The 12,077-nt window shown below is 61.4% G+C and carries 11 protein-coding genes and 1 tRNA gene; 8 read left to right on the top strand and 4 right to left on the bottom strand.

The window, feature by feature from the left end; all coding sequences use genetic code 11:
* Positions 1-67 precede the first annotated feature (67 nt).
* Positions 68-153, top strand: a tRNA-Leu gene (locus tag ATO3_RS24210).
* A 188-nt stretch (positions 154-341) separates the two neighbouring features.
* On the opposite strand, the gene ATO3_RS24205 is transcribed toward ATO3_RS24210, so the two are convergent.
* The 4 genes from ATO3_RS24205 to ATO3_RS24190 form a co-directional block, all read right to left on the bottom strand.
* Positions 342-1,535, bottom strand: a complete 1,194-nt coding sequence (locus tag ATO3_RS24205) for a patatin-like phospholipase family protein (protein ID WP_088652451.1) — start codon at positions 1,533-1,535, stop codon at positions 342-344.
* The gene (locus tag ATO3_RS24200) at positions 1,532-3,817 is read right to left on the bottom strand and encodes a ThiF family adenylyltransferase (RefSeq protein ID WP_088652450.1); all 2,286 of its coding nucleotides are present in this window, start codon (positions 3,815-3,817) and stop codon (positions 1,532-1,534) included. Before ATO3_RS24200 ends, ATO3_RS24205 begins: the two co-directional genes overlap by 4 nt.
* Positions 3,817-4,947, bottom strand: a complete 1,131-nt coding sequence (locus ATO3_RS24195) for a ComEC/Rec2 family competence protein (protein WP_088652449.1) — start codon at positions 4,945-4,947, stop codon at positions 3,817-3,819. The genes ATO3_RS24200 and ATO3_RS24195 overlap by 1 nt, the downstream gene beginning before the upstream one ends.
* 69 nt (positions 4,948-5,016) lie before the next feature.
* Positions 5,017-5,238, bottom strand: a complete 222-nt coding sequence (locus tag ATO3_RS24190) for a DUF2188 domain-containing protein (protein ID WP_009803658.1) — start codon at positions 5,236-5,238, stop codon at positions 5,017-5,019.
* A 161-nt stretch (positions 5,239-5,399) separates the two neighbouring features.
* Here ATO3_RS24190 and ATO3_RS24185 point away from each other — a divergent pair, with 161 nt between their 5' ends.
* The 7 genes from ATO3_RS24185 to nadC all read left to right on the top strand — a co-directional run bounded on the left by ATO3_RS24185 (position 5,400) and on the right by nadC (position 12,055).
* A complete protein-coding gene (locus tag ATO3_RS24185; RefSeq protein WP_035367104.1) occupies positions 5,400-5,717 on the top strand; it encodes a helix-turn-helix domain-containing protein in 318 nt (105 codons plus the stop codon).
* On the top strand, positions 5,718-6,287 hold the full coding sequence (locus ATO3_RS24180) for an ImmA/IrrE family metallo-endopeptidase (protein ID WP_143747364.1): 570 nt from the start codon (positions 5,718-5,720) through the stop codon (positions 6,285-6,287).
* 623 nt (positions 6,288-6,910) lie between these two features.
* Positions 6,911-7,228 (top strand): Dabb family protein, encoded by a 318-nt coding sequence (locus tag ATO3_RS24175; protein ID WP_088652447.1) that lies wholly within the window; start codon positions 6,911-6,913, stop codon positions 7,226-7,228.
* Entirely contained in the window at positions 7,215-8,396 is a 1,182-nt protein-coding gene (locus tag ATO3_RS24170) for an aminodeoxychorismate synthase component I (protein WP_143747362.1), read from the top strand. Before ATO3_RS24175 ends, ATO3_RS24170 begins: the two co-directional genes overlap by 14 nt.
* Before the next feature lie 173 nt (positions 8,397-8,569).
* Positions 8,570-9,622: a quinolinate synthase NadA gene (gene nadA / locus ATO3_RS24165; protein ID WP_088652446.1), complete on the top strand. Its 1,053-nt coding sequence runs from the start codon at positions 8,570-8,572 to the stop codon at positions 9,620-9,622.
* A 4-nt stretch (positions 9,623-9,626) separates the two neighbouring features.
* On the top strand, positions 9,627-11,210 hold the full coding sequence (locus ATO3_RS24160; protein WP_088652445.1) for an L-aspartate oxidase: 1,584 nt from the start codon (positions 9,627-9,629) through the stop codon (positions 11,208-11,210).
* A complete protein-coding gene (gene nadC, locus ATO3_RS24155; RefSeq protein ID WP_088652444.1) occupies positions 11,207-12,055 on the top strand; it encodes a carboxylating nicotinate-nucleotide diphosphorylase in 849 nt (282 codons plus the stop codon). The genes ATO3_RS24160 and nadC overlap by 4 nt, the downstream gene beginning before the upstream one ends.
* The last annotated feature ends 22 nt before the right edge of the window (positions 12,056-12,077 follow it).

Here is a 12,077-nt window from a genome sequence, read left to right as displayed (position 1 = left end):
CGAAGGCCGTCGCTTGAGCTGTGGTCCTTACCGGCCGGTTACGTTCGAATCCTGCCCGAGGCACCACGCGGACATGGTGGAATGGTAGACACCGGAGACTTAAAATCTCCTGCTCAATCGAGCGTGCGGGTTCGAGTCCCGCTGTCCGCACCATTTTATAGGCCTAACGCCTTCAGCGACTGGAAGCCGGTTTGGTTCCAGGTTTGTCTTCACACCTACACAAAGATTGGTCTCGCGGTTCTACAGCGCCTAACCCGCTCATAAAGACCGGCAGGTAGGCGATTTGCAAAAATGGTCATGACCGACAAGGGGCAACTATCGAAACCATTCTAGAAACAGCATTAGCTCTGCTGCAATTCTCGCACTAGATCGGGCATGTGCTCGGCAGTCAAAGCGTATGTCAACTGTTCGCCACGCTTGCTGAGTTTCTCGATCCACTCGTCTGGCATCGCAGAGAAGTCGGTAGGATATCCATGTGCGTCTTCTCGTGATACAAGATCCGATGGCGGAAAGGCGAGGCGGGAGTCATCCTGCCCAAGGAAGGGCATGGCAAACCCCTTGATCTGTCCAGAGGACTTTAAATCGAACAGACGCTTCACTGCCGCGTTCTGAGCCCTATCAAAGATGCAAGTGAACGTGCTTGTAAGCCGCGCCATGAAGAATTGGCTGGGTGGATCAAATCGCAAACCGTAACCAGCGCGGCAACAGATGATCGAGTCCACACAAGAAACATTCAGGCTCACCGAGGAGTCCCGATCAGGCCAAAGCGGCGCCAGGCCCAAGTTGTCGTAAGCCCCACCGTCGGTCAGGGTGACGTGCTCCTCTCGCCGCGATCCGTCAGGTTTGTTGAAAGCGAGACGTTCATCAAGCGCCGGCAGAAATAGCGGATATGCCGCGGAAGCCATGACTGCATGTGCAAGAGTCGTCTGTGAACCGGCAAGTTCCCCGAGGCGCCACGATCCGGACTTCTCTCGCGAAAAATAGAACGCCGAACCTGTGCGCAAATCTGCAGCGTTGATAATCAGAAGTGGGCGTGTCGCGGGCAATTCCCGCAACTTAAGTCCGTGAAAGACATCTTCGTCCAAAACCCTACGTAGGATCGTCGTCCTGCTCGCGAAACGCGGCAGCGACGCGCGCAACTTGTCGAAGCTCCAGCGTGTACGTGCGGTCGGTGGCAGCATCAGCGAAAGGAGGCGTGGTCCGGTCGCGATCGCCAAGATTGCGAGGTTGATCACCCCAAGAAGGGTAGCACAGTAGATCGCACGCAGGCCTTCGGTGGTCGTGAACACCTTGCGCAAGGCCGGACGCACCAAGCCGGAGGAAAGCAACGAACGCACCTTCGTCTCGAAGACCGGAAACGGTTCGTCATTAGCCGCATAAAGTGCGCCAATGACGCTTCCCCCTGATACGGTGGATATGACCCGAACTTCGTCAAGAATTCCGAGATCATGCAAGGCGCGCAAACAGCCTAGGTGGAAGGCGATGGCACGGGATCCACCGCCTGAGAGCGAAAGGCCGATGACGGGCTTACTCATCGAACCGACCTTTCGGCTAGCGGAGAAGAAGCTTCGCTACGGCGCATAAACACGACAGCGAGTTCGGCCTCCCCAGCAATCAACATCAGGCCGGGCAAAGTATCCATGTCAAATATGGTGGCGAGCCAATTGATCTGGGACAGGTCGGTAACGCTCGGCATCACCCCGACCAGTGGCGGATGTGAATGCCACTCCCCGACGTAGCGCAGCTGTCCCTGTGTCTCCGCCATAGATCGGTCGATCAACTGTTGGACGCCATCGGTGCCGCGAACGAAGCCGGTTGGCGAACCGATGCTGTCAGCAGGTGCTTTGGCGGCATCGGCAAGGTGTATTTTCCGAGCAGGAATGTCGACGACCCCGAGCAGGATACCTCCCGTCTCGTTCGGCAGGCATTCATCACGCATGGCCGCGATGCGCGAGCGGAGACCGGCGTCGAGTGAGACCTGCCAGCCATCGACATCGAAACGACGCACATCCTCCGCAGGATAGGAGAAGCTCCTGACTTGGCCCTCCGTACCAAGCGACCAGATCCGGATGATCCCTTCATCAGTGTCGGCGGCCCGTCCCAGACCTTCCGCAACCAGCCCACTTAGGGCCATGACACGCGACTCCGGGATCAGGTTTGTGATGGCACGGCAAGCGCCGGTATAGGCGAATGTCCGCACCGGGGTTTCCAAATGACCCGAGAGAGCCTCCTCCCGGACGACATGCCTCAGATACTGCGCTTCCAGATCGCGTAGCGTGACGCTGCGATCTATCGGTTCGGCCAGCAGAACGGCGGCATCCCCCGCCGGGCTAAAAAAGATGCTGAACCGCCGAGCCTTGGATTTATGGTCAGAGAGGAAGCGCTCCGCCAGCAAAGAAGCGGATGCATCCACGATAATGTCGGCGCCATCGAGCGCAGCATCAACGTCGTCATTTTGCTGCCCTTCAACCCCAACCTGGGCGGTTATTGCTGTAGCCACAGAGTCTTCATCGTCAAGAATGCTCGCCAACGCCCCAGCGAGCAATTCAGATTTGCGCCGAGCGACGTCGCCGCCGAAGCCAACATGACGGGCAAGGTTGTGTGGAAGCAGGACGTCATCGTCTATCACGGTCCAGAGAAAACGCCCCTCTCGGGCAAGACAAGGGGCGACATGGGCACCGATCGCGCCCCCTCCGACGATCACGGCCTTGCGTGCATCCGGGATGGTGCGGCCCGCAAGCCGGGTCGCAAGGTCTCGGTCAAAGGTTGCGTGGACTTCGACCGGCAGCACGGCCATCGCTATCAGCGCAGCTTCATCCACAGCTCCGGCGGTCAAAGCGGTAACGAAGCCGGCGGCTCCGCCCTGATCCTTGCTTTCGACCTTGTGAGCAATTCCGAGCGCGACCGCGATGTCACCAACCTTCTCAGCAGCGACGAAGGCCCGAAAATCTGTGCCCTGTTGTGTTCCGTCTGGTGAGGTAATCGGCATCTCGACGACCACTGCCAGGCAGGAATTGATCCGCGCCGCATTGGTGCGCGCGTCGTTCAACCATTCGGCGAGGCGCGTACGCAGGTCGGCAAATAGATCGATCCCGCGTGCTGTGAGCAAGTCGGCAAGGCTGCCAAGATTGCCTGGCGCGAACGAAAGCCGCACCATCTGCGCCGGAGGCACTCGGTACGCTGCCACCGTCAACGGCAAAGCCAGTGTGCGCCCCTCCAGCTGGGAAAGCGGGATCACGCGCATCAGCGTGCCCGTGTCGTCAGGGACAGCGACGAGATCCTGTGTGTTGGCGTTATCGATCAACGCACGGGACATGATGATGTTGTAGCCGGTCCCGAACATGAGCGGGTCGACCGGTTGCCGGGCGTCATGCAATGCGCCCTCGGCAGCTCGCCGAAACCAGGCAAGGATACGCTGGACAAGCTCGGCCGGTGTCCATGTGAGGCGCGCTTCCGCCCAACCTCGGTCATCGATACAGATCGCGCGGGGTGATCCTTCGGCAGTGAGGTTTTGGTGGGCAGTGTCGGGAAAATCGCTCCGCAACACGTAGACGAATGGCATCGAATCGCCGCCAGAGAAGCGAACGCCAATTCGTTCTGTGCGCCGGATTGGCACGACGCTCTGCTGCGGCCTGCCGGTCCTGAAGGTGAGTTCTACAAGCTCACCGGCCCCTCCCCTGCGTAGTGCGACGACGGCAGCGAGTTCGGCGGCATGCCGGTCGACAAACCGTGCAAACGATGCCGCTGCCGAAGAGGTGAGGTCATCGACCTCGATCACTTCGTCGAAGGATGCCGTGAGCCAAGCTTCGACGTCCATTAGCCAGCCCTGGGCGACGCCGCCGCGGCGGTTCCAGCAACCATCGGCGCAGCAAGCGCAAGGGCGAAACCAAATGCCGTGATCTTGTATGCGAAGGGCTTAGGGTCACACTTCGACGGGTACTCCATCGTCACGATGAATTCGCCGTCGTGCGCCACAGTGATCCGACGGTGATAGTTTGCAGCCTGCCGGTGCGGGGGCTGGACGTCGTCGTCGGCCTTCGACCCTTTGACGGGGATCGGCCAGGACGGAGAGATGATGTCGCTGCCGGGTTGGCGTTGATCCTCGAACAGCCACTTGACGTCGGGGTCAGGGACAGTCTCGTTCGAGCCACGCTCCGGCCCGAGCGACTTGTAGGAGCAATGGTGCGGCAGCTTCATCAGATCCCAAGCGAGCCTGTCCTCATTGCCGTGCTTCCGGCTGACCTGGACGATCGCAGCCAGCGTCTCGTAATTGACGTCTGAGGCGAGAAGCAGTCTCGTCTTCCGGCCGCCCTCGACAAAGGTGGCCTGCATGACGATTGAATCCTCGTTGCGATCAACGACAGTGTTTTCATCCTGTCGCCAGCCGAACGGGCAGTGCACAAAAAACTCTACCTTCTCTGGTCCAGTCAGTGTGTACCCAGGCACCAGTTTGCCAGCATCCACAATCAAGTGCTTGCGGCTTTCAAAGTCGATCCCTTCCGCCTCCATCCAGGCCTTCAGCCGTTCGGGGCGAGAGAACACTCGAATACCCTTGCCCTGACGCAAACGGTACCGTGCCTCCGCACGGACCAACCGCGCATTATCCTTCAAGTTCTCTTCAAGGATTGCCGCTGCAGGGACCCAAAGCTCCCTGATCTTTACGCGACCCTTGCCTTGGTAGAGCGCAGCATGATCCAGCCAGAAGAAGTCACCGAACCCCTTACAGTGATCGGTGTCAGTGTGCGTGATGCAAACCGCATCGAAGTAGTCGCGGCCCGCCTTATCCAAGTCGCGGCGAAGTGTCGTCGGCAAGTCGCAACGCTGGTCATCCTCATCGTCGTCACAACGCATTGCGGCGAAGTCGATCAGGACCTTGCGCCCATCGGCAAGGTCGAGGCGGGCGGTGTCGGCGTTGCCGAGCGGAAAGAAGTTCACCAGAGCCTGCATTGCACTGTCCTCATATTTTCTTGCCCGAGCAGATTGGGCAGTTGTTGACCTCCGGCCCCGCGTTGGAGCCTAGCCTTTCGGCGGATAGGGATCGTTCCCATAAGAATTGGCATCGCGGATCTGGCCATTGGGCCGATGGATGACGACCTCACCTCGCTCACGGATCGCCGTGGTGCGTGCGGCCGCTGTCGCCTCTGCCTGGGTTGCGTGCGTGGATCCTACCCGGGTAGCGCCCTCACGGCGTGCAGCCCAACCATCCCCGTGGGGGACCACATGAATACGCTTTGACATCGAATTCTCCTTATTTTCCTGACTCGCCTCGATTCGAAACTGTTGACCCCGGCCCTGCGGCATGATTCAAGTGTTTCACAGACTGGTATAGGCCAGAAGCCTTACCAAGTAAACAGTCTTCGCACCACTAATACCAGTCTACGAAACACTAAGGAGGGCACATGAATATCAACGAACTCGCCCCACTAGTCTTAAGGCGACGGGGAAACATGGGGGTCAGGGCTGCCGCAAAGGAGATTGGGATCAGTCCGACCACACTCACGAGGATCGAAAAAGGGCATGTCCCAGACGTGGGCACGCTCAACAAACTCAGCGAATGGTTGGGGGAGGAGCCTTCGAAGTTCACCGGCGTTGGAGACCTTCAAATCGCATTCAAGAACAGGAAAGCCGTCCCGCAAGCGACCGCTCTCGCACTGGCAGAACTCATCACCCAGGCCTCGCGACAATTCGAACAAGACGTCGAGGCTCGAGGACACTAAGTGGCATTCAGACGAGGGTTCAAATCTCAATGTGAGCGGCGATCGGTCGAGTTTCGAAAACAGTTCGGTCTGTCGGATCATGATGCGCTGTCTGCCGACCGTTTGGCGGAGGAGCTTCGAGTCACCGTTTGGTCCACCGATGACGTCGATGGGATATCGGAAAGCGCCAGGTCGGTTCTGAGCGACGAGACAGATCAATCGTGGTCCGCCCTGACGATGAGATTGGGCGCGGCCCATCTTGTCGTCCATAAACCGGTCTCCTCAAAAGGTCGCCGCAACAACGTGGTGATGCACGAGCTGGCGCACATCATCTTGGGTCACGAACTTGCAAAAGCCTGCATCCTAGAGGACGGCTCTCTTGTTCCGGGTAATTTCGATCAAGACCAAGAAGACGAAGCCGACTGGTTGGCCGGAGCCTTGCTGCTGCCCCGGCCCGCCCTTCTGTCTATTCGTCGTCGGCGCCTGTCGGATCGCGACGCTTGCGAGGAACATCTCGTCAGCCCGGAAATGCTGAAGTGGCGGTTTCGGATGACGGGTGTGGATTACCAGCTGTCGCGCCGCCGCACGTAGCATCGACATCAATGGAAAGGCAGCGTTCCTTGCAAGTCGAGTGGTGGACACGTGCACCCATAGACAAGTGAATAACCGCGCTAGAAGACAAAGGAGAACCCATATCCAAAGTCGAGGACGAATGAAGATTGGTATATTGGCATGGGGTTCTCTCCAGTGGGACCCACGAACTCTTCAGATCAGTGGCGATTTCTTGTCTGGCGGACCGAACTTGCCGATAGAATTTTCCCGCATCTAGGGCAGACCCTGACCGATGCGACGACAAAACCTAAACAGAACGAGTTGAAGTACGCGGACACCAAGGGGAGCAGGCCAGCGCCTTTGGGACCACAAATTGTGGCCTGCAGGGACGGATCGTCCTCATATGCATCCTTGCCGAGGTCGACGTTGAAGCCGTGGTCGCGTTTGGGTGCCGTATCGTAGTCGGCACCAGTCTTCTTGAATGGCGCGACGCCGGTCAGAGAAGGACCAGAAGGCAGGCTAGGGTCAGGTGACACACACCTTTATGACCCAGCACTATCCGGTTGAACGACGCGAGGCAGACCCTACAACTCGGTCTGCGGACGACTCCGGGCCACGCGTCGGGAGCATCCGCATGTTCTCAGAAACCAACCGGGATTGCCATGATCCGCCACATCGTCTTCTTCACCGCCATCAACAACGACAATATCGAATCTATCAGAAAAGGGCTCCAGATGCTCACCGGCATCCCGCATGCCCAGCACCTCGAAATCTCGCTCAATCGGAAGTCAGATCCAAACAGCAAGGAAATCGACGTCGTCGTCTACGGCGAATTCGCCGATGATGCGGCCCTGGCTGCCTACAAGGCGCACGAAACCTACGCGGAATCGATCCGCCGGGTGAAACCCCTGCGCGAACTGCGCTTCGCTGTAGACTACGATCAGGCCCAGGCCTTCACGGCTCCCGATGGACAGGCCTGAAGCAGCCTATCGCGCGGACGGGCCAAGCATTCTGCTGCGCGATGACCTCACCGGTACCGAGATGCGGTTCGCCATACCACGCGAGGTGATCCGCGCTGACCATCCGGACGAAGTCCAGGCCGCGCTCGACCGGATGGAACGCACACGTGCGGCCGGGAAATGGTGTGCCGGTTACGTGAGCTACGAGGCCGGTTACGCACTCGAGCCGAAATTGCGTGACATCATGCCCGGAGGCCGCCGCCTGCCGCTCGTGCTCATGGGGGTCTTCAACGCGCCCGAGACTGGATCGGTAGGGACACGGGCAACAGGCAAGGCGACTTTGACGGATGTCCGGCCAGAATGGTCCTTCGAGAATTACAGGTCGCGTTTCGAAAGGGTCCACCGGCACCTTCGCACAGGCGATTGCTACCAGGCGAACCTGACTTTCCCGTTCTCCGCGCGATGGTCGGGAGATCCGATAGCGCTGTTCGAAGAAATGACCGCCAGGCAGCCGGTCCGCTATGCTGCACTGATCGACTTGGGTGGGCCCATCATCCTCTCACGGTCGCCTGAACTGTTCTTCCAGGTAGACGCGGAAGGCTGGATCGAGACCCATCCGATGAAAGGCACTATCGGGCGCGGATCGACGCCCGAGGCAGACGCCGCCCTTGCCGAGACCTTGCGACAGGACGGGAAAAACCAAGCCGAGAACCTGATGATCGTCGACCTGCTGCGCAACGATATCTCGCGCATCTGCCAATTGGGCACGCTGCATGTACCCGAGATGTTCCGGATCGAAAGCTATCCCACAGTGCATCAGATGGTCAGCCGCGTTCGGGCGCGGCTGGCACTGGAGACGACCGTCTCCGATACTTTCACTGCGCTCTTTCCCTGCGGCTCGATCACCGGAGCTCCGAAGATCCGTGCGATGCAGATCCTGCGTGCGCTGGAAAGTCGTCCGCGTGACATCTATTGCGGGGCCATTGGGTTCGTCGCTCCGTCCGGCGAGATGCGCTTCAATGTTGCCATCCGCACCCTCACACTGCACGCAGGCGGAGAGGCCGTCTTCAACGTAGGCGGCGGCATCGTGTTCGATTCCGAGGTTCGCTCGGAATACGACGAATGCCTGCTGAAAGCCCGCTTCGCCTCTGGACCGGATCCAAAGTCTTGCCCGCGCACCGACGTCTGAGCCCATAATCGTATGACGGTGGCTTTCGGTACATGTTAGCGTGCGTCATTGAAATAAGACGCCCCGCACACTTGCCCTAAGGTAAGCCGACCCGTAAACACCTCTTAGCCGACGCCACCCGCGTGCGGTCGCGCCCTCCACGGCGGCCCGAAGTAACCTCAGGAACTCCGCTTTTGCTCGACCAGATCGCGCTGCGCGCCGAACTCGCCGATCACTACGATCTATCTCCGTCCACCGACATCGCCAAGGCAAATGCTGACATTTTCGCCCGGATAGACCGTGTCGTGACGCCCCCAGACTGGGCGATATTTGCGCCCTATGTCGCGGCGATCAATAAGCTGAAAAAGGAACGCAACGCGGTTATCCTGGCGCATAACTACATGACGCCCGAGATCTACCACGGTATCGCGGACGTGGTTGGTGACAGCCTTCAGCTGGCGATTGAGGCGACCAAGGTACAGGCAGACGTGATCATCCAGTGCGGCGTGCATTTCATGGCCGAGACCTCGAAGATCCTGAATCCGTCCAAGACGGTGCTGATCCCCGACATGGACGCCGGCTGTTCCCTGGCCGAAAGCATCACCGCCGAAGGTATCGCCGAAATGCGTGCCAAATATCCGGGCGCGCCGGTCGTCACCTATGTGAACACCACCGCCGAGGTGAAGGCCGCATCCGACATCTGCTGCACCTCCTCGAACGCGGTGCAGATCGTGCGCGGGATGGACAGCGACACGGTCATCATGACGCCGGACAAATATCTGGCGCAGAACATCGCCAACCTTGTGCCGGAAAAGAACATCGTCTGGTGGGACGGTGCCTGCATCGTGCACGAACAATACACCGCGCAGGACCTGAAGGATTTCCGCGAATGGAACCCCGGCACGCGGATCATCGCGCATCCCGAATGCCCGCCGGATGTCGTGGCCGAGGCCGATTTCTCCGGCTCGACCAGCGGTATCATCGACTATGTGACGCAGCAGCGCCCGGAAAAGGCGATGCTGGTGACGGAATGTTCGATGGCCTCGAACATCTCGGACGCGCTGCCGGACGTGGATTTCGTGGGGCCCTGCAACATGTGCCCCTATATGAAGAAAATCACGCTGGAAAAGGTGCTGTGGTCGCTGCACACCATGCAGGGCGCGGTCGAGGTCGACCCGGCGGTTGCCGACAAGGCCCGCATCGCCGTTCAGCGCATGATCGACCTGTCCGCCAAGATGGCCGGTTAGGGCGATGACCCCGACCGAAACGCCGATCAATACGGGTCGCGTGATCATCGTCGGCGCGGGCCTTGCGGCGCAATATGCGGCGCTGAAACTGTCCCCGCACCCCGTGCTGATGATCTCGCCCGAGGCATTGGGCGCTGGTGCGTCCTCGGCCTGGGCGCAGGGCGGCGTTGCGGCGGCGATGGATCCGGCGGACAGCGCCGATGCCCATGCCCGCGATACCGTCACCGCCGGTGCGGGCACCGTTGATCCGGGCGTCGCCACCTCGGTCACAGCCGAGGCGCGCGATCATATCCTTGACCTGACCGGGCTGGGCACGCCCTTCGACCGCACCTCGGACGGGTCCTATGTCCTGTCGCGCGAGGCCGCGCATAGTTTTGCCCGCGTGGTGCGCGTGCAGGGCGATCAGGCCGGGGCCGAGATCATGCGCGCCCTGACCGTTCAGGTGCGCGAGGCCGACCATATCCAGGTGCTCGAAGGCGTCATGGCCACGGCGCTTGAGGTCACTCAGGGCCGCGTCACCGGCGTGGCCGTCGCCCGCTGTGATCAGGGTCAAAGCGCCAGCGTCACCCTGCGCGGTGCCGCCGTTCTGCTGGCCGGGGGCGGATCGGGTGGGCTTTATGCCCTGACGACGAACCCGCCGCGCATCCGTGGGCAGGTGATCGGCATGGCCGCCCGCGCGGGCGCGCAAATTGCTGACGCTGAATTCGTTCAGTTTCACCCGACCGCCATGGCCTGCGGGCTGGACCCTGCCCCCCTTGCGACCGAGGCGCTGCGCGGTGAAGGCGCGACGCTGGTCAACCGCCTTGGCGCGCGGTTCATGCCGGACGCCCACCCAGACGCCGAACTGGCCCCGCGCGACATCGTGGCCCGCGCCGTCTATGCCCAGACACAACAAGGGCTGGCCCCGGCGCTGGACACCCGCGCGGCCCTTGGTGCGAAGATCCTGACGGATTTTCCCGCCGTGGCCGCCGCCTGCCAACAGGCGGGTCTGGACCCGTTGACGCAGGTGATCCCCGTGGCCGCCGCCGCGCATTACCACATGGGCGGCGTGGCGACGGATGGCGAAGGCGCCACGACCCTGCCCGGCCTCTGGGCCTGTGGAGAGGTCGCCTCGACCGGGTTGCACGGGGCGAACCGGCTGGCCTCGAACGGGCTGCTAGAGGCGCTGGTCTATGGCCGCCGCTGTGCGCTTGCGATTGACGCCGCCCTGCCCTCCCCCGCAGATGCCGCGCCCGTCACCCTGCCCGACCTGCCCGCCGCCGAAACGCCCGATCCCGCGCTGGTTGCCCGGCTGCGGCAGGCGATGACCGATGGCGCGGGCGTGATCCGCACGGCGGAGGGCCTGACCCGCACCCTGACCGAAATCGCCGCCATCGAAGCCGCGCAGCCCGACTGCGAGGCGCTGGCCAACATGACCGCCACCGCCACCCTGATCGCCGCTGCCGCGCTGATGCGCCGCGAAAGCCGGGGCGCGCATTTCCGCTCGGACTATCCGCAGGCGGACGGCGCAACCGGCACAAGGTCGCTGATGACCCTGAAAGATGCGCTCGCGATCCGCGACACCACGACCCGAAAGGAACCGGCGTGACCCATACTCCCCTGCCCGACCTGATCCTTGAACCCCTCGTGCGCGCCGCGCTGCTTGAGGATCTGGGCACCTATGGCGACATCACCACCCGCACGGTCATTCCCGCCGGCACCACCTATTCCGCGCGGCTGAACGCCCGCGAACCCGGCGTCGTGTCGGGCCTGCAAATCGCCGCGCTGGCCTTCCGTCTGGTGGACCCGGCGCTGAAGATCACGGCGCATAAAGCCGACGGTGACACGGTTGCGCCGGGCGATCAGCTGATGGAGATCACGGGCAACGCGGCCTCCATCCTGTCGGGCGAACGGGTCGCGCTGAACTTTGCCGGGCGCATGTCCGGGATCGCCACGCTGACCGCCGCCTTCGTGGCCGAAACGCGCGGCACCCGGACCCGCGTGACCTGCACCCGCAAGACCACGCCGGGGCTGCGGATCGTCGAAAAACAGGCGGTGCTGCATGGCGGCGGGTTCAACCACCGTTTCAGCCTGTCGGACGCCATCCTGATCAAGGACAACCACATTGCCGCCGCCGGGGGCATCCGCCCGGTGCTGCAATCGGTCAAGGCAAGCGCGTCCCACATGATCCGCTGCGAGATCGAGGTCGACCGGCTGGACCAGCTCTCCGAGGCGCTGGACGAAGGTGGGGCCGATGTGGTTCTGCTGGACAATATGGACAGGCAAACCCTTGTCGAAGCTGTGAAAATGACCGACGGTCGCGTGGTGCTGGAGGCCTCGGGCAACATGAAGCTGGACCGCATTGCCGAGGTCGCGGCGACGGGTGTGGATTACATCTCGTCTGGTGCCCTGACCCATTCGGCGCAGGTGCTGGACCTTGGGCTGGACTTCTGAACGCGCCAATCGTCGCGATACA

Source organism: Marinibacterium profundimaris (assembly GCF_002210095.1).
GTDB classification, from domain to species: domain Bacteria; phylum Pseudomonadota; class Alphaproteobacteria; order Rhodobacterales; family Rhodobacteraceae; genus Marinibacterium; species Marinibacterium profundimaris.
Note: the sequence above shows the minus strand (reverse complement) of the source record. Positions and strands in the feature narration are given on the sequence as shown.